The sequence below is a fragment of the Ruegeria sp. CK2 genome, assembly GCF_056536585.1.
This window is the reverse complement of sequence record NZ_JBQFPW010000025.1, coordinates 1-26990: the sequence shown is the minus strand read 5'-3', so window position 1 is coordinate 26990 and position 26990 is coordinate 1. Positions and strand designations below refer to the sequence as shown.

The window sequence follows — 26990 nt, the reverse complement described above, 5'->3', positions numbered from 1 at the left end:
TCTTGATTGCCTTGGCAAAAATTGAACGTGTGCGTTACGCGTAAAACCGGAAGTCGTCGGAGGACAGCTCCGACACGACGACATTCTTCAGGACAATGCTGTTGTCCGTATCCAACGTGATGGTTGTGTCGGTGCCGTCATCCGCCGCACTGTTCAGAACGTCCGTATAGGATGTCAGGTTGGTGATACCCCTGAACTCGATGACATCATCCGTTGCAGCGCCAGCCACAAAATCGGTTATGATATCGTCGCCGAAACCGGGATCAAAGACGAAGGTGTCGTCTCCCGATCCGCCCTCCAGACGGTCATTGGCTTGCCCTCCTTCCAGCGTGTCTTTGCCAGCGCCGCCAAAGAGATGATCGCCACGGTGCTGATGATCCGATTGGGTTTCACCCTGGCCCGATATCAACAGATCATCACCTTCGCCGCCATAAAGATAATCCACATCCGCTGTGATCCAATCGAAACCACCGTTCAGCGTATCATTTCCCGCGTCACCATAGAGATGATCAGCGCCGTTTGAGCCGGTGATCACATCGTCGCCGTCACCCCCTCGGGCTGTATCATTACCCCCGTTGTGGGTGCTATTATTAAAGGTGCCGGTATGGATGACATCATCACCCGCACCACCGGTAATGTTGTCATTACCTTTACCACCCTCCAGACGGTCATCGCCCGCGTTGCCCGACAGCGTATCATCACCAGCGGTGCCAAAGATCGGCGCTTCGTTTCTTCCGTGGACGACGATTGAAACGGTTGCGGTGCTTTCGCCGCCATTGCCGTCCTCGACGGTATAGGTAAATGTATCCGTTAAGGTCTCGCCTTCCGCCAGAGCCTGGGCAGCATCTGCGCCGGTTGGATCATAGCTGATCGTCCCGTTGCTGTTCAGCGTCAGGGTGGCCCCATTCGTGCTTTCGGCAGGGACCTCTGATACCGTGAGCACATCTCCCTCGACATCGCTGTCATTGGTAAGAAGCGCAGCGATATCAATCGAAGTGACAACATCTTCTGTGATCGGTGTGGGGCTTTGAGCCACATCATCACCCGCGACAGGTGCATCATTGGTTCCGTGCACAACGACTGAAACACTTGCGGTGCTCTCCCCGCCATTGCCGTCCTCGACCGTATAGGTGAAGGTATCAATAAGTGTCTGGTCCCGCTCCAGAGCCCGAATAGCCTCTGCATCTCTTGGATCATAGCTGATCGTCCCGTCGCTGTTCAGCATCAGGATGGCCCCATGCGTGCTTTCGACAGGGACCTCTGACACCGTGAGCACATCCTCGTCGACATCGCTGTCATTGGCCAGAAGCGTGGCGGTATCAATCAAGGTAACAACATCTTCCGTGACCGGAGTGTGAGTTTGAGCAACACCGTTTGCATCGAAAATGCGCGCCTTGATCGCATAATCAGACGTATCGCCTTGTTGCCCGTCAAGAGACTGCCAGGTGACGACAAAATTGCCGTTTTCCAGTGCTGTAACACTTGGGGTATTTTGATTGCCTTCGGTGAACTCATTGACCAGGAATTCACTGACAACCTCGTTGCCATCCGCGTCGAAAATACGCCCCTTGATGGCAGAACCTTCGGTGTCGCCCTGCTGCCCGTCACGAGAGTTCCAGGTGACGACGAAATGGCCATTTGCCAGTTCTGTAACGCTCGAGTTCCATTGAGAGTCATTGGTAAATTCATTGACCAGGAACTCACTGACGATCTCGTTGCCATCGGCATCGAAAATACGCGCCTTGACAGCATAACCAGATGGATCACCCAGCTGCACGCCATAGGCATGCCAGGTGACGACGAAATTGTCATTTTCCAGTGCTGTAACACTTGGGTTCCGCTGATCGTAATCGGTAAGTTCATTGACCAGGAACTCACTGACGATCTCGTTGCCATCCGCATCGAAAATGCGGGCCTTGATGGCCCAATCAGTGTTGCCTTGCTGCTGGTCTTCAGACTCCCAGGTGATGACAAAATGGCCATTGGCGAGCGCCGTAACACTCGAGTTCAATTGAGTGTCATCGGTAAATTCATTAACCAGGAACTCACTGACAACCTCATCACCATTCGCATCAAAAATACGCGCCTTGACGGCATAGCCAGATGTATCACCTTGCTGCCCGTCATCAGACTCCCAAGTGATGACGAAATGGCCGTTGGCGAGCGCTGTCACACTCGGCTTGACTTGAAAGCTATCGGTAAACTCGTTGACGAGGAACTCACTGACGATCTCGTTTCCATCCACATCGAAAACACGTGCATTGATTGACCAAGCAGACGGATCGCCTTGCTGCCTGTCAAGAGACTGCCAGGTGACGACGAAATTGCCATTGGCGAGCGCTGTCACACTCGAGGTCAATTGCCAGCTACCGGTAAACGCGTTGACCTGGAACTCACTAACGATCTCGTTGCCATCCGCATCGAAAATACGGGCCTTTATGGCAGTTTGAGACGTATCGTCCTGCTGCCTGTCTTCGGACTGCCAGGTGACAACAAAATTACCATTGGCGAGGGTTGTAATACTTGGGACATCTTGATCTTCATCGGTAAACTCATTGACGCGGAATTCACTCGCGCCAACACTATCATCAGCTGCGACAGGGGCGTCATTGACCGGTGTGATCTCAAGCGTGAACGTATCGGAGACGTCGGATGTGCCATCCGAAGCTGTGACCTTGAGATCGAGCATGCCATTGAAGTCTTGAGGCGGTGTCCCCGAGAAACTCCCCGCAACCGCATCAAACACCAACCAGTCTGGCAGTGCGGTGCCATCAACACGCGTCGCACTCAAGATCAGCGCATCCCCGTCAACGTCCGCAAAGGTATCGTCCGGCAAGGTGAGAAGAACCGGCATCTCTTCATCCAAAGCATGATCCACAAGTGGAACTTTAACTTCCGGCGCATCCTCTTTGGACCAAAGATCGAGGATTGCAGTCCCCGGCGTTTCACTTTCTCCATCGGAGACCACAAAGGACATCTCAAAATCATCACCATTCAAATTGGGCAATGGGGTAAATAACCATTGTCCATCAGCGACCAGTTCGATTGTTCCGACCGAGGCATCAACAGACACCGAGGTGACCGACAGGGGGTCCCCATCTGCATCGGATGCATGGGCCAGCAATTCGGCTTCGGTAATCGTCCGGCTGTTGTCCTCATCGATCCCGCCCAGATCAACGGAACTGCTGACCACCGGCACATCATTGACCGCCACAATCTCCAGCGTGAATGTGTCGGAGATATCGGATGTGCCATCCGAAGCTGTGACTTTGAGATCAAATGTGCCGCTGTACTCCTCAGGCGGTGTGCCGCTGAAGGTGCGAGTGGCGTCGTCAAAAGCCAGCCAGTCCGGAAGATCCGATCCATCCTCCTGTGTGGCGGTCAATGTCAGCGCATCCCCGTCAAAGTCCACAAAGGCATCGTCCGGCAGGGTCAGAAGGATTGGTTCGTCTTCATCCGAGGCATGATCCGCAAGTGGATTGTTGACTTCCGGCGCATCTTCCGTGGAACGCAAATCAAGAACTGCATTGCCTTCACTCTCATTCTCACCGTCAGATACCGTAAAGGAAATCTCGAAATCATCGCCATTCAAATTGGGCAATGGTGTAAACAGCCATTGTCCATCAGCGACCAGTTCGATCGTTCCGACAGAGGCATCAACAGACACTGACGTGACCGACAGAGAATCCCCATCTGCATCAGACGCATGGGCCAGCAATTCAGCTTCGGTAATCGTCCGGGTGTTGTCCTCATCAATCTCGCCCAAGTCGACCGGGCCAGATAATGTGGGAGCCACGTTGGAAAATATGAACCTCTCGGCGGTCAAATCCGCTTTGGCAAGACCTTCCAGAACCAGCTCCTGACTGGAACCAAGGTCAAGAACGACATCATCCACAACTTGCGTTGCCAGCGTCATCAGGGTTGTGAAACCGGGAATAGCTGTAAAGTCCGAGAGATCAACCCGCTCGCCAGGACGCCAGAACTCAAGATCTGTAATGCGGTCACTGGTTCCCGCATTCTGTGTGATGACAAATACATCACTGCCATCCCCGCCGGTCAGCACATCATTGCCATCCCCGGCTTCGAGGAAATCGTCTCCCCAGCCACCATCAATAACGTCATCACCATATCCACCGATGAGTTCATCGGCACCGTCTGTCCCGTTAAGGGTGCCATCATAAAACGTAATCGTATCTGGAACGAATTGCTGCCAGATGAACTGGTAGGTGGTGTGTGTCGCGCCTACAGAACTCCCCTGAATGTGGATCTTGTCGTGCTCGAAGTTCTTGAGCACCAGGGTTTGCCCGTCTCCGAGATCCAGATGTGTATCTCCATCGACAACAGTCGACGCGATATCATCGATACTCCGAATATTCGTGAACTCGGTCAGATCGAGAGAAACGAGATGACTGGTAAATGAGACAGATAATATTCTGGGAACCGTTGTGATGTTGCTTTCATCAACTGTTATCGCGTTATCCACATCATAATAGTGGGTCACACCGCTCTGGTAGTTGTAAATCGTATCAGTATCACCGGCGCTGCGGGTTATCTTCACCTCATCTGTGTGATTGGGTGCCAGGTAAAGGGTATCATCACCTGCGCCTGTGACATAACTATCACCGCTTTGAAGACCATCGGTTAACTGACCAGAGTAGAACAGTTCATCATTCAATTCTGAACCAATAATGGTATCTTCACCAGCCGTGCCATGAACCTGTCGAATGAAGGAAGCCCCGGTTGTTCCATCCGCCAATATGAGATCATCAATACCAATACTGCGGCCTTCCGGGATATTTTGCAGTTGAATGGTTTTTTGACCCGGAAGGTTGATGTTGAGATACGGCGCGTTTCCAAGAACGGTAACGACCTCGATCTTTTCGCCGCTGAGTGCGAAATCACTCAGATCGATTTTCTCATTTGGATCATCAAAGTCGAAATCCGTAATAACAACATATCCGGCCGCATCATCCAGGATAACGAAGGTATCTGATCCACTGCCGCCATTCAAAAGCTGCGTTGTCGCACCAATCGTTGCTGTAAGTGTATCGTCCCCACCATGGCCGTCGGTCCGCGTTACCGAGCCGCCAAGAATGATCGTATCATCGAAGGACGACCCATCGACCTTCTCTATGTCAATCAGGGTGTCTCCTTCCGCAGTGCCTCCAAGCAGGGTATTGTTGGCGGCATCAACATAAACGCTTTCACTGGATAGCAGGAAGCTTGCGATGTCGACGCCTTCGCCACCATCCAGTATATCGGTTCCCTTGCCCGCAACCAGCCAGTCATGGCCCGCATCACCCTCAAGGATATTGTTTCCGAAGGATCCATAAATGTCGTCGTTTCCAGCGCCCCCGCTCAACGTGTCGTCGCCAAAACCACCATGCATGATGTTATCGAGAGCACTGCCGGTGATGTCGAGACCGGAGGTGGTTGCTGGGGTTCCAAAGGTGAGTCCGGTGACACCGTCCGGCAAGATAAATTGCGCAGGGGTCAGCGCGGATTTATTAACGTCCATCAGAACGAGGCTACGGCCGCCATCCAGCTCGATCAGGGTTCCATCCGGATAATCCCGCAGTATGACCTCGTCAAGCAACTGGTCTGACAAGTCAATGATCTCGGCTGGATCATTGATGTCAAAATCATAGATGACAGCGACCTGATCCTGGATTTGGAGCGTCCGTGTCGTATCGGTTGGATCGTCCGGCGTATCCACATCCAGGAAAGTCAGCTTGGCATAGGATTTGAAGACATAGTGGTCACTGCCCGCTCCACCGGTGATATGGTCAGTTCCACGCTGGCTGAAAATTACATCATTACCACCTCGGCCATCGATGACATCGATCCCGGCAAGTGCATCAATTACATTGTCGTTGTCGTCGCCGTAGAGGATATCGTTGCCACCTTCGGTACCAACGATATTCTCAAGGTTCGCATAGGTATCGCCTTCCGCCCCGGCAAACCCCCGGCCTGCCTTCAGATCGACTCCGACACCTTCTGTGTTGAACGGATGCGCATAAGAAAGGGTATCGCTACCTGCACCGCCATCCAGGTGTTCAGCTCCGGAGTATCCTTGAAGAACATCGTTGCCGTCCTCACCAAAGAGTTTGTCATTACCGCCTGCGCCAAACAGCAGGTCGTCGCCATCCCCTCCGTAGATGTAATCGTCACCTTCTTCACCGTTCAGAACGTTCCGTTTGTCATCGCCAACCAGAACATCGGAGAAATTTGATCCCTTGACAGCCTCGATGCTGGTGAAAACATCGCCTTCTGCATGTCCACCTTTTGCTTCTCCAGTGGCAAGATTAATATAGATGCCAGAGGCTTCGTCACCACCTTCATTGTAGTCGAGTTGGTCAATTCCCTCGCCACCGTCGATGATATCGGCTCCGGCTCCGCCAGACAGGTTGTCCCCGCCTTCACCACCTTCAAGGACATCGTCACCGTCCCCACCACGCAAGATATCCCGGTCTGCACCACCTTTCAGCGTGTCGTTGCCTTCGCCGCCTTCAAGCCGGTCATAGCCATCACCACCCTCGATGAGGTCATCACCACCGTCACCCTGCAGATAGTCATCACCCCCCTCTCCGCGGAGTGTGTCATTGCCATCGTTGCCGAGCAAATTGTCATTGCGCTCAAGGCCGGTCAGCACATTGTCGGTGTCGTCGCCAATGCGTGTCGACAGGACCAGAGTTTCGCTTTGACCAAGGTTGGCCGCTTCGTCATCGAGAAGGCCACTGTTTGGTCCAATTATGAATTGGCCAATGAACAGTTCCTCACCATAGGCCTCCGAAACAATACTGTTGATCTCTGCAACCGTCAGGCCAAGCTCATCCTGTGCCGTGATGAGAACATCCGCAAAGGAAAGCCAGAATGTTTCGGTAGATCCACTCACTATGCCGGTAAATGCCTCAAACGCTTTTGCCCGCTCCACCAGCGTATCGATATCTGTCCCAAGAACCAGTTCGTCGGCAACGAAATCATAGGTCACCTCATCGAAAATCGAACGTAGCGCGCCTTGTGCCAGAATCCGGGCAGTCAGCATGGAATGAAGCTGACCCCAGGCAAGTTTGGGACCCATCGAGGCGTTCACGCCAACCACGGTAGTCAAACCGCGCTGTAGCCAGGTGATGCCTGTGGCTGCTTCCAGAAAGTCTACGTGACGAGCATCGATGTTCGAGCCATCAGCTGTTGCCCGGGCATCGGGATCATTATCTTCCACACCCGCCCACCGCAAAAGGAAGGCTTCCGTCTTATCGTAAGCGATATCCATCTCCCAAGGTTTGAGCTTGGCGAGATCGCGCATCATTTCCTTCAGTTCTGGGTCTTTCGACATGGCAATGTGAAAGGCGGCCAACTCTCCATATCCGCGCGATTGCGGCAGGACCAGCGCATCAAAATCAATCTCGATCTCGGACCCAAAGACCTCGCCCTCGGCGCCCTTGAACCAACTGTCGGCATTGTCGTTCAGGAAATGGGCATCCACCAACTCCCCTGTCTGACCACCAGCCCATCTGAAGGTGGAATTGGAGGAGATATAGTTCTCCTCGATCCAGCGGGAATCCGGTTGTTCATCCAGGGAGATGCTGACGATATCGGCTTCGCTCAGACTCTGAAGCTCACCATCTTCAGTCAGGCCGTTCTGATTGAGATCCCGCCAGATAAGGAAGTTGTCAAAATCAGCATCATTGACATCGATCACGCCATCATCATTGCTATCATGCAATGCAAGCTTGTCGAAAGCGGGCATGATGTCATCGCCATAAAGCTCGGTAATATCATCGATATTACCATTGCCGTTGTGATCCATCGCCAAAAGGCCATCGTCAGGCCCAACCCAGCCGACACGTTCGGCATGCCCATCATTATCAATATCGAAATAGACGTTATAGTCGTAGGCATGCGTCAATTCGATGCCGTCGCCATCAAGGTCGAACACCAAAGGTGAAACGTGGTTCGTAGCACCTCCAATAAGGCTGAAGGCCGAACTAATCCGTGGGTCAACCCAGCTATAGTCCGGAAGCGGATTGGACGGTCCCAAGTCCCCAAACGAAAGCTTTGGCACGTTCAAGGAAAATGTACTCGCATTTGAATAGAGATCGTAGTACGAACCCAGATTACCAGTGTCATCTTGAACTGGCGTGTATGTTGAAAAATCAGCACTTTGCTTAACGTTCTCAATCGCTGTAGATGCAAAGCCATGCAATGCCAAGCCGGCATCAATCACCCTTTCAGGAAGATAGCCAAGCCACCCAGAAAATGCAGTCCCCAGGCTAAATGCCGCACTATTCGGGCTATGGCCAACTTCTGTGTTGACCATAGATTTTATCACTGTGGATCTCGTAATATCATAATCTCCACCAAGAACTTGAGGTAAAATTTCATGTGGCAGGAGCTCATTCGAGTGCAGTTTTTCAGCCAAATCTGCACCCCATGTTTGTGCTGAAATTGATGCTTCACCATTATCTAGTGCCGCCACGATCGAATCCATACCGTGTCCTTCTGCACCAAGAAAAAACTGGACATCGTCATTTAAAAGGTCACCAAGATTATGCACATTACCAGCAGTGACGAGCTCTCCAAAAAAGCCTTCACCTGATGGCTGGCTCCAGGTTGATGGATCAGAATAAAAGTATTGCAGGTTAGAAGATTGGAGTCCTTCGCTACCCCAAAACCCACCTAAGCCTGGCGAGTTAAATACCACCGCCTGAGAGTTGGCTTCAGCACTACTAATTAGCGCGCGCTGAGCTAGTACTCCGCCGAGAGAGTGCCCAACGTAGACGACGTTAAGAGGGCCGTTTAGTGAATATAGCCCAGAGGCAACATCCAGGTTAAATTGGTGCAACATGCCATTGGCGTATGATACGGCTTCTGCCTCTTGGATAGAACTGCCAGTCACCGCCATAATTGCATCGGCTTTTACATCAGCAGTTCCTGATGTGCCTCCAAACCCGATTACAACAGTATTACTCTCTGCATTAAAGAATGCATTTCCAGTAAAACCACTTGGCAATTGAGTTGAAGTCGCCAACGGAGTCCACCCTTCCGGATAATCGGGAAAGTGACTGGTGGAGTAGGAATTCTTAGCTAGCTGCGCGAGAGTTTTCATTTCGGTCATTGGTGGATTTCCTCATATATTCCTCTGGAAATGATTACTGTTCGATTGGCATCAATTACCCTCAACGTCTTCCCAAGATAAGATTCACTGAAGTAATAGGAATCGCTGCCGTGGTTAGCAAAACGAGAGACGGCCAGGGGTTTATGGTAAACGTATAAAAATACGGGACCGTCACTCAAACCGTGGCTTTCCATCAAAACAAAACACGTCTGATACCAATAGTATTTGTATATGCTTTTAATCTCGCACTCCTGTTTCCGTGAACCCTCAAAATCTAGTGACGCATTCTTCAGGCGCTCCTCGAAATTCACACCGGTAGGCAGCAGCTCTAAATTCGCTTTCTTAACAAGAAAAAGGTCCAGCCGAATTAGGGCGATTGTAAAAAACAAAATTACAAATGCGCACGCGACGACCCTTCGTTTTGAAAAAGACATTCTCATCAGCTATACTCTTGATTAATTGAATTCGCGCAACTCATGTTAAGTACTTACCTTTTTTGTGTTACTAATCCCATCACCGTTAAGTCTGGTCATCAATTACGATACTGGTCATGCTACGACCCCTCTGTCTTTATTGTTCAAAAAAACAAGACGTCGGTTCCTTGATAATTTTGACGAGCTTCCAGCCGGTTATGGATTCACCTTCAAAAAACTGAGCCAATTCATCGGAAACGAAAATTTGCCCTCCTAGAGGTCCTCACACGCTGTATGTCCGGGTTGGCGGCTCGTCTTTCTGCGGGGCAATGCAGTGCTCTCCTTCTCAGCCGGGAAGCCCAGCGGCCAACGAGGTGTTGAGTTTAACTCAAAAGCGGATTAGCAACGGCACCCAATTCCATCATCTGCACTGTGATTGCTGGAAATTGCAGCAATTCCAAATACTCAAATCCCTAAAACCAACCGTTCATGTTAAAGCACTCTTTTTCCTTCGTGATACCGCCTTACTCGCGCGGTGCTTGATAACGATTTCATCCCACGATCTATGCTGAAGCGCCAATTCCGAGTTTCTATTTTTTGATAGATTTTTACTATGCCTTGGGGGGGTGCTGCAGGCTGTAGAACCCAAGATGAAGACCGCTGAGGCTCTGTGGAAACTCGGTTTTGATGCATATTTCTGCGAAAGACAGGAGTGGATATCACTGGGTTCATCAAAGGGGCGGATCGCAGTCAGACGTCGTCGTTTCCGGAACGGCTTGAGGACCGGGTCGCTGAGGATCATTCGGGTTACCTCATCGACCTGTTTGTGGGCGATCTCGATCTTGTTAAGGTCGGTTTTCGACGCCCCCTTGCCGTATACGACACGGACTTCAGCGACAGTTTCAAAGCAGATTTCGCAAGCACAATTCTCAACCTCGCAATAGCCGATGTGCAGCATGGGATCGGGGACTATTCCAAAGAGTTAGGCATCAAGGAAGGTTCCGCGCCGCATGCGTTCCTGCATGGTTTGACAGGATTTGCCGCGGCCAGGCGGCAAAACACGCCAGTTGAAGACACGCAGACGTAGACATGCCCGTCATAGGAAGCATCGCGGGCCAAAAGGGCTTTGTAGAGTGTATCGTGGTTAGGAAGATCGAACAGCATGTCCGCACAAATAGCACAGGAAAAAACCGGTGCCGCCGAAGATCAGGCGTCTATTCAAAACATTCAGATGGCGCACAAGCAGACCTTGGTGCAAAGCGCAGCATTCAGCACTATGGGCTCACTGACGCCATCGGAGCAACCGCAGCATCCCGCAGATCTGCCCGACTTGCACCGATCAGGACGGCCCATAAGAGACATTCACTCACTGCTCGGCATGCTGCGGCGCAGCTCCTCTGCAGCAGTCGTTCGAACATGGCGCAGCATTACACAAAATTGGCGAACGCACGAAAACCATGCAAACAGTAGCAATGGGTGAAAGGGCCCACGGCTTTAGATGAAGCGAAGAGGGCAGTAACCATCAAATAGGCTCGCCACCTCCAATACTACCGCATCTTGTTGTGGAAACATCGGCGGGTACAATCTATGCTGGCACTCACGAGAGTCCAACTAGCATTGCGGTAGAAACAGAAATTTGATCGATCAAGCACAATTAACAGCATTAATATGTGAACGCCCGGAAAACTTCGCTTGGTTTCTGGGAGCAGGCTCATCTCGTTCAGCAGGTCTTCCAACCGCTACCGATCTGCTGTGGGACATGAAGAGGCGATATTATTGTAGGGAAGAAAATCAAGAGATATCTCGCCAAGACATGCAGCTGGTACCAGTGCAAGAAAAGATCCAATCATTTTTGTTGACTAGAGGGTTTCCGCCTCTTTGGGATGATGAAGAATACTCTCTGTGTTTTGAAAAAATCTTTGGTGAAGACAGAGAGCTACAGCGTAGATATTTGAAAGCGAAGCTATCGGAAGAAAAAGTATCGCTGTCCGTTGGGCACCGAGTTTTTGGCGCAATGCTTTCATCTGGAAAGACGCGTGCTGTTTTCACCACCAATTTTGACAGTGTGATCGAAAAAGCGGTGGCTGAAGTTGGAGCTATGTCGCTGTCCGCATTCCATTTGGAGGGTTCTCATTCTGCAATCGACGCTCTCAACAATGAAGAATTCCCAATCTATTGCAAGCTTCATGGCGATTTTCGCTACGACAGTCTGAAGAATTTGTCGGCTGATCTCGCAAGCCAAAACAGGCACGTATCGCGTTGTCTTGAGAATGCAAGTAGCCGCTTTGGGTTCGTCGTCACCGGATATAGTGGCCGTGATGAGAGCGTCATGGCGCTATTTCGTTCCGCACTCGGCGGGCCGAATCCTTTTCCTCATGGCTTGTTCTGGACTGGCATGAAAGGGAGCCATCCACTTCCCGCTGTTCAAAATTTGCTGGATCAAGCGACTGAAAAGGGCGTTAGCGCCCACTACGTGCCAGTTGAAACTTTTGATTCACTGCTTTCGCGCATTTGGCGGAACATTGAAGACAAAACTACAAAATTTGACCTCAAAGTCAGAAAATCTAGCGCCGCGACGGTTTCTATCCCCATGCCGCCAATCGGAACTGCAAACCCGCTGGTGCGCTTAAATGCTCTTCCCATCAAAGCAATTCCGAAGACTTGTCTGTCACTAGATTTCAAAAGCCCGAAGGACTGGTCCGATCTCCGCAAGTCGCAGCGTGACGCTGACGGAAATCTCATTTTCACCAAGGCCGAGGATGTATGGTGCTGGGGGCGGCTATCACTACTAAAGGAACATTTTGGAAACGAGATTTCCTCTATTGGTGAAGTTGATTTGCCTAGCGATCCAACTGCACCAGAGAGCCTACATGTAAAAGGGTTCATTGAAGCTGCTCTATGTAAGGCCCTTGCCAAAGATAAACCGCTTCTTTCAAGGTCGACCCGCTATGCGTCTTGGCTAATTGTTGACCCTCACAGTGATGATTTGGATCAGCTCAATCCCTTAAAGTCAGTCGTAGGAAGTTTCTCTGCGAAGATTTCGGGACTTTTTACAGAAGTTACCGAAGACCATTCCCAACAAGAACAGGTAAGGTGGGCAGAAGCTGCACGCGTCTCTTTGGAGGTCAAAAATGGGCAGGCTTGGTTGCAAATTGAACCTGATATCTGGGTCTGGCCACCGAGGGCAAGACGGGATGCTGTTCCGATTTTGGATAAGCGCCGCTCCAATCGCTTCAATAAGACATATAATGCGCTACTCGATTCTTGGATTCATATTGCTTTAGGTACAAATGAGCGGAACACGGAAGTTAAACTATCTGCTTTCGACGATGGCGGCCAAGCGGAGAACCCAGAGTTTTTGATTGGAACACGCACTGCTTTTGCAAAGAGGTTGGTGTGATGGCTGCATCAGACAACGCTCTTGGAGGATACTCACGTATTGCTGAGCCAGAATTGATATTCAACGACGGTAGGCAACATAAGCATCCGCTACTTGGCCTCATTCAACACGGCCCTTATGGGCTAAAGCTTGGATATCCGGCATCTGTTCGCTTTGCTCTTATCGCTCCACAGGCCGATATGGAACGGCTTCGAGGCCTTACAGCGGAGTTAAACCGAGCAGTTCGCCCGCGAGAAGCAAAAAACTATTACCCCGAATACCCAGGTTTCGACACTCTCTTTAGAGTGCCAATTGCGGCTCAAGATGATGCTTTGATTTTGTCGTTCCCTCAGGAACTCGACACATTTGCCCAAAAACGAGACAAGGTTGGATTGGCTCAGGGTCTATTCCAACACATTGCGACTTTGCAAAGGCAGGCTAGCAATTTTGATGTTGCTCTAGTGTACCTTCCAGATAGCTGGGCGGCTTGCTTTGACGGCGATAATTTCGACTTCCATGACTATTTGAAGGCGTATTGCGCACCCTCAAATATTCCCATCCAAATTGTTCGGGAAGCCAGCTTCAAAAGACAATGCCGCGCCAACGTCATGTGGGGGTTAAGTGTCGCCATCTATGCAAAAGCCGGTGGAATTCCTTGGAAACTAGCCGGTCTTAATGTGGATGAGGCTTTCATCGGCATCAGCTATGCCATGAAAACCGACAAAGAAACTGGAACGCAGTACAGTACATGTTGCAGCCAAGTCTTTGACCCAGATGGCACAGGGTTTAAGTTTGTTGCCTATGATGCGCAAGAATTCACACAAGACCAGCAGCGAAACCCCTACCTGTCGTACTACGAAATTCAATCTGTGTTGACCCGCAGCCTCGAAATATACCAGCGCGGCCACTTAGGTGCGATTCCGAAAAAAGTGACAATTCACAAGAACACGCCGTTCAAGGAAGACGAGATTCTTGGCGCACTTGATAGTTTTCGGGATGGTACAGAAGTCGAGCTTGTACAAATTGTTAAAGGCACGGACTGGAAAGGTGTTCGCTTCGAGGGTTCGCCACTCGCTGCACATGGATATCCAGTAGATCGGGGCATGTATGTTCCCCTCAGCAAAAACGAAGCTTTACTTTGGACACAAGGCAGCGTGCAAGGAGTTCACGTCGATAACCCACGCTACAATGTCTACAAAGAAGGTGGCCTCAAACCGACACCATCTCCTGTTCTTCTGCGGCGCCACTCAGGTGAAGGGGGGTGGCATGATACCTGTTCAGGGGTTCTTGGTTTAACCAAGATGGACTGGAACAACAACACGCTTTACAAGAAATTGCCCGTAACACTCGGATACTCAAAGGCATTCGCGGAGATTCTTCAGCAGAACCCAGACATGGTCGACCGTGTTTATGATTTCCGGTTTTTCATGTGAATAATATTGGCACAAAATCAACCGAACAGTCTTGCAATTAGAGCGTGTGTCATTCAATCTTGCCCGAGCTTACGGGCAGACTTTCTGCTGCGCATCGCGGCATATGACAACAACGGTAGGTAGGCTGCTACCTTCAGTTCCTTTCGGTATTGTCGATTTTCTGATGATCGGTAAACCTCGCTTAAGAGTGCCCGTAAGCACCTAACAACAAGAGTTTATTTTGAGTACCTTAGAGAAATTACAAAGCGCAAAAAACTTAACAGACCTTGCCAAACTTCTTGGATTTACCCCGAAGGGCGCAAGCTATGTCCTCTACAAACTGCCCACCTCTCAAAAATACCGAACGTTTGAAATCCCGAAAAAAAGCGGCGGTACGCGAACGATCAATGCACCAGAGAAATCACTTTCGTTGTTACAAAAACGGTTAGGTGAACTACTATATGAGTGCGTGATCGAACACCAAAAAAGCCACCCGAGATTTTGGCACGCATCACATGGATTTCAGAAAGATCGCACAATTCTCTCAAATGCAGAGGTGCATCGTCGCCGTCGATTTGTCTTCAATGTGGATATAGAGAATTTTTTTGGTACCTTGAACTTTGGACGAGTGCGTGGCTTTTTCATTCATGACAAAGTATTCACCCTTGATCCAGCTATCGCGACCATTATCGCGCAAATTGCCTGCCACGATAATGCTCTCCCCCAAGGGAGTCCTTGCTCTCCTGTAATTTCAAATCTCATCGGTAACATTCTCGATCTACGGTTGCTGGCGTTGGCGCGTGACACAAGGTGTACATATACTCGCTATGCTGATGATTTGACGTTTTCAACGAATGCCAAGCTCTTCCCAACTGAGATTGCCATTAACGTTCACGGCAGCGAATGGATAGTTGGTAAGCGACTGAACAAACAAATCGAACGCGCTGGCTTCACACTGAATGAAGGTAAGACGAGAATGTCCTTGCGTCAGTCGCGACAAACAGTGACGGGGCTGGTTGTCAACGCGAAGGCGAACGTTAATGCTGACTACTATCGCACTGCTCGTTCGATGTGCAACTCACTGTTCCGTACTGGCACCTATTACAGGAGGTCGGGCGATGCTCCAGAACCAATTGACAGTCTCAACCCTGTGGAAGGAGTGCTGTCACACATCTATTTTGTGAAAGCACGTAGAGATCGAAAGCCACAAGTAAATCGTCTCGCCGTCAAAGCAGGAGAATTTAAGCCGCCTCATGCACCTGTCGATCTCTACAGAAAATTCCTTCTGTACAAGCACTTTGTAGCGCCTTCGGCTCCCGTGATCGTGACGGAAGGGATTTCTGATATCACCTACCTAAAGTGTGCGATCAGGTCCTTGGCCAAATCATTTCCTTCATTGGTGGAGGAGAAAGATGGAAAGATAACACACTCGGTCAATTTCCTTCGCCCTACAGGAACGACACGAGATGTGTTGAACTTGGGGCATGGTGCATCAGGACAAGCCTCTCTCGTGTCACAATACTCAAACATACTCAAAAAGTATGTCCACAAGCCGCTCCAACACCCCGTGATTATCCTGTGCGACAACGATGCGGGGCCAGACAAAGTCTTTAAAAATGCCGCAAAAAAATGCGGTAAGAAGATCTCAAAGACAACGACCGATCCGTTCTACCATCTCAGCGACAACCTCTATCTGGTTAAAGTGCCCGAAGTTACACCTCCGATAGACAGGGACATTGAAGATCTTTTTCAACCTGCGTTGCTGGCGACTGTCCTCGACGGAAAACCCTTCGACAAAAAGAAGGATCATGGTGATGAAACCGCCTATGGAAAAGTTGTTTTTGCTGAGAAAGTTGTACGTGCAAACGCGTCAACCGTAGATTTTTCAGGTTTCTCGGACCTTTTGTCTCGTATCGACCAATGCTTGACGCACTACACGACGGTCGTGTCCATGACATTAACAGCGGCAACAACGGGAACTACTGGAACCCCGTAGGTGTGGATTGATTGAAATTGAACCGGTGAGGCGGAGCACTTCAGTGGGGGACGATCAACAGGGGAAACTTGAATGTCCGCTTTGAAAAATGCAGTGAGTTGCTGGCTGCAACGCAGCGAATGACAGCTTTCCGCTGATTCTGTGGAAAAACAGTGCCCGTCCGTTGAACTCGACATATTGATGTTGAGCTGCGGCTCAAAATCTGTGACTGACCGCAAACCCAAAGTACGGGTTTTGTTCCCCGCCTTGTGCTCGATATCCTGTGTTCAACAGGATACCTGCTCCGGACACCTCTGAAGCGATCTGATAGGTCAGGCCTATATCTATTGGTCGCACTGAAGATGTAATGTCCACGGTTTGGGAGGTTCTTGTCACGCCCGTGCTTTCTCGACCTGCCACTGCTGCAACCCTGTCTTGCGGGAGGTCGATCGAGATCCCACCAGAGGAGATCTGGAGCGGACTGGAAACTGAGGGGTCGATTACGGCTCAGTGCAGAAAAGCACTCTAAGGGTTTTTATCTATTAACAAAAAGCGACCGTAAGGCGCATTGGGCTACCATCCACCCGCACCGAGACCAATCGCCAAAATTTACCAAATCCTATCATGTACTAACAATCACATTAGGCCAATCGGATCAGGCTAGCCTACAGCATCGGCAAGAAGGCAATTTGATCGGGCGGTTTGGCTACGCGCCCCAACCATGAATTAGGTCCCGCAACAAGGCCCGTCGAAGGCAACCACTCATCGCATTGAATATTTTAGTGACTCAACCGAAGTTTTTTAGTACGCTACTACCTATTCAAAAAAACCTGCCTATTTCGAAAACCTTTGTTGGAGAACGAATTGAGATTTTTTGCAGCTTTGGCTATCTTAATATATTTTTCAATTTTTTCTTTCGCTGCGAACGCGAGCGAAGGAGTCGTGGGAGCAACTTGCTCAACTAACACCTATTGCCCAAAATCGTCAATTGATGCCTCTAATGCATGTAGTAACCTAGAACCAAAGTTCTATCCAGGGGTTCTGATGCTTGCTGCTAGAGAAGCAACAGTAAAAGAGTGCCAGCGTGTTAATGCACTTGATTACTGCGGGGCGTTCTCGCACGGCGACGAAAGACGCGGAATTGAAGATCAACATGGAGGAGGTTGCTATGAGCAGTGCTCTGCAAAGATACTTTGCTTGTATGGTGACAATCGATAAATTTGTTTTGGATGTGCGATGATATCCAAAATTAGCATTGTAGCAGCGTATTCCGTTTTTTTCTTACTTGGCATTGTTTTCACCTCAGTGTCTGCGCTTGCCGACAAAAATGATCTTGTACGGAAAAGCATAGTTGAAACTGGACTATTTGACTGCACTGAAGCTTCGATTAGTAAATTGGAGCTCCTTGATGATATAGAAATTCCGTATTCGGATCTTCCAGCAGAAATAAGATGCAATACACTAGAAGTATTGCTACGCGCTAAGATTGTTACCTATCGAGATTTGAAAATATTCGTACGTACGCTTTCCGGTCCCTTGTTTATAGAAGGCCGAGTTGCTTCTGATCAAGTAACTGAGGCTGGAGAGGCGGAGATTGGTTCACGCGGACAACGCGGCGATGCAGGCGCAACACATGCCTTTGCTCAACCTGCCTATCCAAAACATCCCTTTGCAAGTGTATATCAGGTTGGAATATCTGGAAAAAATGGCGGTGATGGAAGTAGGGGTGGAGACGCACCAAATGGTATTTCTGGTCGACCCGGGCTTCATGGTCCGAACATCCATGTCGAGATATTCAAGACCGCAGGTCCTACCTCTGTTCAAATTTATTCCGCTGGAGGGACAGGAGAGACTGGTGGTCGTGGTGGGATCGGCGGCACAGGCGGTGTCGGCGGCCGTGGTGGCGATGGAACGGACGGGCGAAATGGGAATTTTTGGTATCGTCCCGGAGACGGTGGCGACGGCGGCGACGGTGGAGCGGGGGGCGACGGAGGCCGTGGCGGCGACGGTGGTCGAGGCGGAATAGGCGGCCAAGGTGGAAGAATAACTCTGGTTTTCGTAGATCCTTCGTCACCCGAGCTCAAACTCCACAAGATCAACTTACAGAGTAACGGGGGACCTCCTGGTGAAGGTGGCTCTGGTGGCCGAGGAGGTGCGCCGGGTGCAGGTGGCATTGGTGGCAGCTATGGAACTCCAGGAAGCATAACAGAATGGAGCCGACACCACCCAACTCCTGCAGCCGGGTCTTCTGGGAAACTGGGAAGGAATGGTCGATCCGGGGCAAATGGTAAATACGGAGAGCTCGGTGCTCGTTCAGGTGATCCCGGCTTTGTTACTTGGGGCGTTGAACCGTTGTCCTTGGAAGAACTTCTCGAAGAATTATTTCAATAAATCAAACAGGTGAGCATGATGCAATTTTCAAAACCCAATTCTAGATCTATTTTACTTTTGGTAGGGGCATCTACGGCATTGTGGCTTTCGGCTAGTTCACTAGCCGCAGCCGAGCAAGTCGTTTGGACTGGTGAAGTTAACTTGGATACACCATTCTTCGAGTGCGCCGACAGCGGCTATAGTGGCGTTAACGTGACTGGTAAGGTGCGATTGGTCTATTCGAAAGACCTTGATCCAACTGTCCAACCTGCTCCCAAAATCACTATACGGTGTGGAACCTTATCATTTACCGAGGGCTCAGAACTTACAACAATCTCCAGTTTGGACATAAGAATATCCGACATCACATCCGGACAAGTGCGCATTGTAAATACCAGAGGTGTTGCGGGCGAGGATGCGTCTCCGACGCCTGAGATTTGGGCTCCACGTAAAATGCAAGATGGCGAAAATAGACCTCCAAAAGGAAAAGGTCGCAGTGCGAGTGGCTGTCTAATTGGTGACCATGGATCTTCATCCGGAGACACCGGTGACAAAGGTGGTCCGGGTGAAGATGGTAAAAAATTTGTCGCTCCGAAAGGAGCTAACGGGTCACCGGGAAACCCGGCTGGCGACATTGCTCTTACTTCAAGGAAATTCGCTGAAGGAACTACAATATACATTGAAGCAACCGGTGGAGACGGTGGAGCTGGAGGCAGAGGCGGTCGTGGAGCAGATGGTGGCGACGGAGGACAAGGCGGTCGTGGTGGTGACGGCGGTAACGCAAACGAATGTCATTCTGCCAGTCGCGGCGGAAATGGCGGCCGAGGAGGTGACGGCGGTGATGGTGGAAATGGAGGGCCAGGCGGAGACGGCGGTCGTGGTGGAAATGGCGGAAATATAACTTTGGCCGTGCAAGAGGGTGCAGGAAACTACCCGGCTCATGACCTTCAGAATAACGGCGGAATAGGCGGTGACCCAGGTCTCGGCGGTGAACGTGGTGAAGGTGGTGCTGGAGGGAAAGGCGGCGACCCCGGTCATGGCGGAAGTGGCAAGGGAGGAATCTTTGGATCCGACTTAAACCGGAAAAAATCTGGCCCAGGTGGTAGCGCTGGTGATCCCGGAAAACCTGGTGAGCCAGGTCAAGAGGGTCCTTTGGGAATACCAGGTGACAATGGTGACCCAGGAAGGATTGGCAAAGGATTCACGGGATCACTTCCGCAGGAGATTATTGATCAATTGCTTGGAGCTGTGAACTGAGATGAAAAATATTGCTTTTTTAGTGGCGGCATTTGCCTCATGTGGCTTCGGAGCGCCAGTATATTGCCAGACGAGCTCGCTTGCGACGGCCCTGGATGGTCTCTCTAAAGTAGAGTTCGGTCGCGAGTCCAAGTTAGTCATTGGTGATACGATAGATGTCTTGGATGTTTCTAAACCGCTAGAAAGATGTATCGAGTACGAGCTAGATGATGTTTTGCCCGATACGAAAGGGGCTTTCGATTCGAAGCTTTCCCTTAGCTTTATTAAATCCTCAAGGGATTTTGAAAACACATTCAAGTTTTCGTACTCTGCTGAGGCGTCTTCTTCGGCAACGTTTGCGAAAATTGCGAATGCTGAAAGCTCGCTAAAAAGTTTTGGAAAATTCGAAAACTATCTAAAAAGATCTTCCGATTCATCTCTCCTAATTATTGAAGCATCGGCTTTACACGGTAGAGACATGATCCGCGAGTACACCCTGAAGGATGATTTCTCGACGCTTATTGATAAATCTGAATACAATCAATTCAGAAAGTCATGCGGAACACACTTTATTAGAGGCTGGAATCGAATTTCAAAAGTTCAGGTAGTAATCGAGATTTCGAACATCGATAATGAAACGAAAATCCTGATTGAGAATACGCTTTCTGGTAGCTTGGGAGGGGGAGTGTCTATTGAGAAAATTGGCGCAACGGCAAAGACTTCCTTTCAAAATACAATTAGCAACGCCTTAAGGTTGGCCGAAACCGTTGGCACTGTCTCTGCCCGTGTAGAGACGGTTGGCGGTGCGGGAATACCATCGGTTGCAGCTTTGGGGCAACTTGTCGGGAAAGCAAAACTGTCGGAACCAGAAAATGTTTCTGAAATCTTAACTAAGCTATTTGATGCGTCCTCGGAATTCACCTACGAAAACTCAAAGCCTGAAGCATTCGTGGTGATTCAGCATCCACAGTTATCTTCTGATAATGTTGAGTTTGACCAGGTAAATTTTGAAAAACTCGGTGAAGTATATCGTGCGCTTATTCGGGTAGACGAACGTTTGAGCCAATACGAAGACTACAAGGTAAAAGACATAAAGTTGTGGGAGCGGTTTTTTCGCGTTCCGAGTGAGGAACTTTCCCTTGTTCGTAATGAGTTGGTAAATCTTTATACCTCTTGCAGAAACTTTGGAGAGTGTGGTTCGCCTGTTCCTGAGAGTGTCGATGGATTACTTTTGTCGGATGTTCTTAATACCCGTGACTTCTCCGGTCGTTGCTTTCATACTTACAAACACACAGACGAACTCAACGGGAACGTAATCGAGGAGTTCAACTATTTATCTTCAATCGCTTTGGTTTGGAAGGGAACGGTGAATTTCTTTGACTCTGTCGATATAGATTCCACGAGGATAAAGTACATATCTCCTGAATTTGAATTGGTTTCCTTACCTTTTGACCCAACTAGCAAGCAACGAAATGTACCGGATAATGATGGGATGTCTGCGAGGGGTTTTTGGGAAGTTTATCGAGCAGCTATTGTGCCTGATGATGTACAACAAGATGATCAGATCTCTGTTGACGCAATTCGTGCCGAGCGGAGGAAAGTTGGTCAGTCAGTCTTTGTTGTTGAGGTCGAAACCGCTAATGGTTTCACTTTGCAACATGTCTTAGGGCGCCCAAACATGCGAAACTGCCCTGCTTACATAGCCATTAAGTAAAAAACGCAGGGTTTGCAGTTTCCAAGATTTTGCAGGGCGTATTGTCCTGTGAGATCTTGGCTTCAAACTAGAGTTTTACTGTGCCCGTCCGTTGAACCCGCCCTGTTGAGCGGATGCGCGTACTGTTACGCTGCTTTAGCAGCGTAACGCCAAGGGAGGAGTTCATTGAGACGCGTGATCTTGTGGTCGGCGATCTGGGCGAGCACCCATGTGAGCCAGGCTTGCGGATCGACTTTGTTGAGCTTGGCGGTTTCGATGAGAGTGAAGGCGATTACCATGGCTTTGCCGCCACGTTCTGAGCCTGCGAACATCCAGTTTTTCCGACCGATGGCGACGGGTTTGACAGCGCGCTCGGCTGCGTTGTTGTCCAATTCCAGATGGCCATTCTCAAGGTACGGTCGCGCCTTTGGCATCCGGCCAAGGGCGTAGCGGATGGCTTGGGCCAGTGGCGACTTGCCAGAGATTTTGGGCAGTTGGGCGTGTAGCCAGTCTTCCAGTTCATTGAAGATCGGCTTTGCCTGCGGCTGCCGTAGCGCGACACGTGCGTCGGGGGATTTGCCTCGCGCGTCCTTCTCCACGGCATACAGTTCCGCGATCCGGCGAAAGGCTTCCTCGGCAATTGCATTGCCCTGGGACGTGAAGACATCGACGAACTTGCGTCGGACATGGGCCATGCAGGCCATCTCGTCGGCCTTGTCATGCCCGAACAACCCGTTGAAGCCGGAGTACCCGTCAGCATGGACCCATCCCTTGTAGTCTGCGAGGTGGCTGACGGGATGTTCGCCCTTGCGATCAATCGTGAACTGATACCATGCGCAGGGTGGTGAGGATCCCGACCATGGCCGCTCATCGCGCACATAGGTCCAGACCCGTGCCGTCTTGGTCTTCTTGTGCCCCGGTGCCTGCATCTTAACCGGTGTGTCGTCGGCGAACAGCGCAGCACCGCGCCGGACAATCCGGCCGATCTCGTCGGCAAGTGGTTCCAGTAGGGCCGTTGACCGGCCAACCCAGTCCGCCATGGTCGAGCGGTCAAGGTCGATGCCCTCGCGGGCATAGATTTGGCTTTGGCGATACAATGGAAGGTGATCGGCGTATTTGCTCACCAGCACATGCGCCAAGAGGCCGGGGCCAGGTCTGCCGCGCTCAATCGGGCGTGACGGCAGTGGGTATTGGACGATTGCTTCACAACCTGCGCAGGCTTTGCGGGGCCGAACGATCCGGTTCACGACAAAGCGGCCCGGCACATACTCCAGTTCTTCCGTCACATCCTCACCGAGCGTCTTCAACTTGCCGCCACAGCGGGTGCAATCCTCACCAGGCGAAAGCACCTTATCATGCCGGTCCAGATGATCAGGCAACGGCTTGCGGCTGTGCTGACGCGGTGCCTTGTCTTCAGCAGTCCGCGCCCCAGGCTGTGTCGCTTCAGATGCGGCCTGGGCAATCGCCTCATCTTCTTCGAAGGTCAGGTTGAGCTGATCCAGGCTCTCTGATCGCACGCCAAAACGATGCCTGTTCTGTCCCGCCAGTTGGTGTTTGAGCTTCTCGATCAGCAAAGCCTGTGACTTGACTTCATCCGCCAGAAGGCGGTTCACGGCCCTCAGTTCTTCGGGGTCTTCTGGCGTGATATCAAGGTCTTTCAGCATCGCCGATCCTATACCGGATCAGGGACAAAACGTGAATCCCGAAAGCGCTCAATATGTTGTATTTATTGGGTTACCCGACCTTTAGTGGTCGCCATGTCTTTTGCGGCATCCGCCAGTCGATACCTTCCAGCAGCATCGACAATTGCGCGCCCGTCACGCTGATCTTGCCGTCCTTCGCAGCGGGCCAAACAAAACGCCCCTTCTCCAACCGTTTGCTGAACAGGCACGCCCCTTGCTGGTCCCACCAGATAATCTTCAAGAGATCACCCCGTCGGCCCCGGAACACGAACAAGTGTCCGGAATACGGGTCAAGGTCCAGAACCTTCTCGGCCTGTGCCGCCAGCGTATTGAACCCGCGCCGCATATCAGTGACGCCCGCCGCCAACCAGACCCGCGTATTGCTCGGGACCGGGATCAAACGGCCAGGCCCTGCACAAGGCTGACAACAGCAGTCAGCGCGGTCGGCCCTTCAATCAGAATGCGACGACCATCCGACAGGGTGATATCGACCCGGCTGGCCGACAGAGGGGCAGATGGAGACGGCATTGGCGCGTCGATCGGTGCTGGCCCAACGGCAACATCAGCCTCGATCTCAATCGGCAGAAACATCGTTTCCAGTTCTGGCACCTCCGCCTTTGGCGCAAAGCGTGGGTCCTTCAGCCACTTGAAAATAAGGTTCGCATTAACCGCATAGCGGCGCGCCACCTGCGCAACCGAGATCCCCGGCGTTGTCGCCTGCGCGCAAATCTCGCGCTTCTCTTCGTCCGACCAAAACCGTTTCTTTCGCCTGCTCATAGAGTGCCCCTAAGTGTCCACTATCGATGGTGGACACTTAGCTGCCACCGGCGGCACGCGTTAGGTCAGGTTCAACGGACGCTTACAATTGAACTTTGCACGGTGCGCTTCCTATGAATTCGCGACAGCAAGGAATGGCAGAAAAAGCGGGCTGCATCCGAGCGAGACTAGAAGCTAGCAAGCGCGCTTTGGAGGGTTGTTCAAAACCGACTTCCCCCTGCCGCGGATCGTTCTTCGGGCCGATCATCTTCGATGCCAGCCTGACCCTCAAGCCTCTGCAGCCGCTCGTCAATAAGAAGCAAGACAGCGGTCGTTACCTCAAACTTGTCGCCTATTTCCTTTGCCTTCCGCTCAATGTCACGAACTCTGCGGCTGGTTCGTCGCAGGAAGACGCCTTCAAACACCCAGTTCAGCGCCGACCGCACCCCCTCAAGCCACTGCACAAAGCCTAGTCTAGCGACTTCAATAGTACCGCCTCTCAGAGAGGCAACCCGGAACTTTGACTTCAGGCCTCTGTCTGAGTACCTCTTATAGGAGGCACGAACAACGCTACTTTTTCCGAGAAAGGCGCCAGCCGCGATAAAGGTCGCAGCACCTTGGCGGCTGTGTTGAACCAGAAGCTGCCGCATTTCGCTTCTTGTATGTCTTTGATAGTATCTCTTTAGAAGTGTCATCAGCCCGTCGGCGTAGTATGGTTCGCACCTTCGGGATATCCAGGATGATTGGGCAAAGAGCCATTCCAAAAGATCGAGCGAATAGGTCTCCGTTGCTCGGTGCTTCACAAGCACACCCCGGATCAGATCATAGTTTCGTATGACATCGAAGAGCTTCTCCGGCGAAGAGCTCATCGTTTGCCCGCTGCGCTTGACCCGATGCTTGCAGAGTTTTTCGTCGACGTAGGTAACGCTCCTGGCAGAGAGAACCACATCCCAGTGAAACGGATTGTCTTCGAAGAAATGGTCGACTTCCGGGAAACGGAGGCCGTACTCCTCAATAAGGGAGCGGCGATAGAGCTTTCGCCACGGGACAGCAATGAAATTCAGAAGTTTCCGACGGCTCGCGGCATCAAGAACAATCGGGCAGTTCTGCTTGACGCTCGGCCACCTGTGATCATCCGCAGGGACGTCCAGCAAACCTGTCTCGGAGTCGAGAACATAGTAATTGCACAGCGTTATGTCGGTCTGGTGTTCGTCCGCACATGACACGAGACGCTCGAACATGTCGCAGCTATAGCGGTCATCACCGTCAGCAAATCCGATGTATTCACCCGTCGCCTCCTTGAGTCCCACATTCGCGGCAGTCCCGACACCGCCCGGGGTGTTGTCTTGCAAACGGATCAGAGAGAACCGATCGTCACGGCGACAGAACTCGTCGGCAATCTCCGCACTGCGATCCGTAGATCCGTCGTCCACAACGATCGCCTCAAAATCCTCAAGACTCTGGTCGGCGATGTCTTTCAGGCAGTCCAGTATATAGTTCTCAATGTTATAGGACGTGATGATGATAGAGAGTTTTGCCATTACAGTGATCTCTTCATAATTGCTTTGGAATACTGCGCCGCCAGGCCAGTATTTTCCCCGAGCAACAAGAACAAATCCGACACACGTGTCCCTCTTACATGCTGAACGGCCCTATCCTCAAAGGCGCCCGCGAATTGCGGGTTCATCCTTGTCCGCGCCCAGCCAATAAGCTTGGCCTTGAAGACCATGAACTCTTTCAGTCCAATAGAGCGTGCTACAGGATCGTTCAGGAGTTCTGCATCTACCTGCTCAAGAGCATCGAACATCTCGAGTCTATTAGGACCAAAGTCATTCGTGATCTGATCAAGGTCGCGAGAAACCAGGTGGGTTATGTAGGTTTCGGGAAACAGCGTGATTCTTCGCGCAGACAACAGAACAGTCCAATGCGCGAGAACATCATTCTGCACTCGTGTTGATCCAAATCGGAAGTCGATCTCCCGAGCAAACTCCGTATTGATGATCTTGTTCCATGGGTAATTCGTCAACCGAAGGAGCTTTGGAAAGGCACTTATGTCGAATGACTCATCGCAAAACCTCTCCCTGACCTCTCTGAGAATACCAGCGTCTCCAGCCATGGGAGAGCACTTTCTCTTACCCTTGTCGTCCTCTACGTAGTAGGACGATATCTGAACGTCGGCTGTAGCATCCTTTGCCAGGCTCACTGCGCGAACGAGCGCCTCAATATCTAGTCGATCGTCGATATCAAAGAACAGAGTGTAGGGGCGATCGACAGACTTGAAACCAGCATTCCTAGCAACCCCGGCACCGCCATTCCTGCACTGTCTTATCAGTTCGACATTTTCAGCACCGCCGAACTCTGTCGCAAGAGTGCCAAACCCTCCGTCCGTCGAAAGATCGTCAATAAAGACAAGCTGCGCGCCCGCAGCAACAAGTTCACGAAAGATGGAGAGCCGCTCCGGGATGAAATTCACCGCGTTAAAGACGGGACAAACAACTGCAAGATTTGCAAGGCTCTTGGAGGTATGTTCCATACTTAGTCTTCTCTTCTTCTGAGGTTTGAATGAAACCCTGACAGCTAGTCGGCTTGTATGCCCGATCAGCTGGGATGCAGCCTCCATAGGACACGATGTGTGTTCGTCTCTGGTTCCGTGTTGTCGGTATTGGTCCAGGGCCGCGCGGGCAAGACAGCGAATCCGCCGTCACGGGGGTCTGGGACGATAGTGTCAGACCATCCAATCCGAAAACCAGGATCGGACCGCCAATTACCCCATGAGCGATGACCGGCCTGAGGCCGGGTGTCAGAATGTAAGGTGAGTTGACTAGTTGAGGGCTGCTGTCTGCGCCAAGGCGCAGCGACGGTTCTTGAACCGATGAACCGATGAACCGATGAACCGATGAACCGATGAACCGATGAACCGATGAACCGATGAACCGATGAACCGATGAACCGATGA

13 protein-coding genes and 1 pseudogene are annotated in these 26990 nt (G+C 51.1%); 7 read left to right on the top strand and 7 right to left on the bottom strand.

The features are described 5' to 3' along the window. Positions 1-34: 34 nt before the first annotated feature. Complete coding sequence (locus ACR0BU_RS23495) at positions 35-8320, bottom strand: tandem-95 repeat protein (protein ID WP_480739304.1); 8286 nt, start codon at positions 8318-8320, stop codon at positions 35-37. A gap of 1923 nt (positions 8321-10243) precedes the next feature. Here ACR0BU_RS23495 and ACR0BU_RS23490 point away from each other — a divergent pair. Next, entirely contained in the window at positions 10244-10618 is a 375-nt protein-coding gene (locus ACR0BU_RS23490; RefSeq protein ID WP_480739321.1) for a hypothetical protein, read from the top strand. Here ACR0BU_RS23490 and ACR0BU_RS23485 read toward each other — a convergent pair. Then, positions 10564-10695: pseudogene (locus ACR0BU_RS23485) on the bottom strand (Ada metal-binding domain-containing protein); the annotation flags it as partial. The gene ACR0BU_RS23490 and the pseudogene ACR0BU_RS23485 sit on opposite strands and share 55 nt — an antisense overlap. Positions 10696-11167: 472 nt before the next feature. Here ACR0BU_RS23485 and ACR0BU_RS23480 point away from each other — a divergent pair. From ACR0BU_RS23480 to ACR0BU_RS23455, 6 genes are all read left to right on the top strand, one after another. Beyond that, positions 11168-12931, top strand: a complete 1764-nt coding sequence (locus ACR0BU_RS23480; protein WP_480739303.1) for an SIR2 family protein — start codon at positions 11168-11170, stop codon at positions 12929-12931. Continuing rightward, the gene (locus ACR0BU_RS23475; protein WP_480739302.1) at positions 12931-14343 is read left to right on the top strand and encodes an argonaute/piwi family protein; all 1413 of its coding nucleotides are present in this window, start codon (positions 12931-12933) and stop codon (positions 14341-14343) included. Before ACR0BU_RS23480 ends, ACR0BU_RS23475 begins: the two co-directional genes overlap by 1 nt. 220 nt (positions 14344-14563) lie before the next feature. Continuing rightward, positions 14564-16318 (top strand): retron Ec67 family RNA-directed DNA polymerase/endonuclease, encoded by a 1755-nt coding sequence (locus ACR0BU_RS23470; protein ID WP_480739300.1) that lies wholly within the window; start codon positions 14564-14566, stop codon positions 16316-16318. Between the two features lie 1573 nt (positions 16319-17891). Continuing rightward, entirely contained in the window at positions 17892-18323 is a 432-nt protein-coding gene (locus ACR0BU_RS23465) for a hypothetical protein (protein ID WP_480739299.1), read from the top strand. Positions 18324-19214: 891 nt separating this feature from the next. After that, a complete protein-coding gene (locus ACR0BU_RS23460) occupies positions 19215-19568 on the top strand; it encodes a hypothetical protein (protein WP_480739298.1) in 354 nt (117 codons plus the stop codon). Between the two features lie 357 nt (positions 19569-19925). Continuing rightward, positions 19926-21617, top strand: a complete 1692-nt coding sequence (locus tag ACR0BU_RS23455; protein WP_480739296.1) for a hypothetical protein — start codon at positions 19926-19928, stop codon at positions 21615-21617. 125 nt (positions 21618-21742) lie between these two features. Here ACR0BU_RS23455 and tnpC read toward each other — a convergent pair whose 3' ends face one another. The 5 genes from tnpC to ACR0BU_RS23430 form a co-directional block, all read right to left on the bottom strand. Beyond that, the gene (gene tnpC / locus ACR0BU_RS23450; protein WP_480739294.1) at positions 21743-23260 is read right to left on the bottom strand and encodes an IS66 family transposase; all 1518 of its coding nucleotides are present in this window, start codon (positions 23258-23260) and stop codon (positions 21743-21745) included. Positions 23261-23330: 70 nt separating this feature from the next. Beyond that, positions 23331-23678: an IS66 family insertion sequence element accessory protein TnpB gene (tnpB, locus tag ACR0BU_RS23445; RefSeq protein WP_320243749.1), complete on the bottom strand. Its 348-nt coding sequence runs from the start codon at positions 23676-23678 to the stop codon at positions 23331-23333. Then, positions 23675-24055 (bottom strand): IS66-like element accessory protein TnpA, encoded by a 381-nt coding sequence (tnpA, locus tag ACR0BU_RS23440; RefSeq protein ID WP_320243751.1) that lies wholly within the window; start codon positions 24053-24055, stop codon positions 23675-23677. Before tnpA ends, tnpB begins: the two co-directional genes overlap by 4 nt. A gap of 200 nt (positions 24056-24255) precedes the next feature. After that, on the bottom strand, positions 24256-25575 hold the full coding sequence (locus ACR0BU_RS23435; protein WP_480739293.1) for a glycosyltransferase family 2 protein: 1320 nt from the start codon (positions 25573-25575) through the stop codon (positions 24256-24258). After that, positions 25575-26567 (bottom strand): glycosyltransferase family 2 protein, encoded by a 993-nt coding sequence (locus ACR0BU_RS23430; RefSeq protein ID WP_480739291.1) that lies wholly within the window; start codon positions 26565-26567, stop codon positions 25575-25577. Before ACR0BU_RS23430 ends, ACR0BU_RS23435 begins: the two co-directional genes overlap by 1 nt. Positions 26568-26990: the final 423 nt, after the last annotated feature.

Coding starts and splice junctions, on each gene's coding strand:
- ACR0BU_RS23495 (WP_480739304.1), bottom strand. CDS start 8,320: ATGGTCAACACAGAAGTTGGCCATAGCCCGAATAGTGCGGCATTTAGC.
- ACR0BU_RS23475 (WP_480739302.1), top strand. CDS start 12,931: ATGGCTGCATCAGACAACGCTCTTGGAGGATACTCACGTATTGCTGAG.
- ACR0BU_RS23455 (WP_480739296.1), top strand. CDS start 19,926: ATGAAAAATATTGCTTTTTTAGTGGCGGCATTTGCCTCATGTGGCTTC.
- tnpC (WP_480739294.1), bottom strand. CDS start 23,260: ATGCTGAAAGACCTTGATATCACGCCAGAAGACCCCGAAGAACTGAGG.
- tnpA (WP_320243751.1), bottom strand. CDS start 24,055: ATGAGCAGGCGAAAGAAACGGTTTTGGTCGGACGAAGAGAAGCGCGAG.
- ACR0BU_RS23435 (WP_480739293.1), bottom strand. CDS start 25,575: ATGGCAAAACTCTCTATCATCATCACGTCCTATAACATTGAGAACTAT.
- ACR0BU_RS23430 (WP_480739291.1), bottom strand. CDS start 26,567: ATGGAACATACCTCCAAGAGCCTTGCAAATCTTGCAGTTGTTTGTCCC.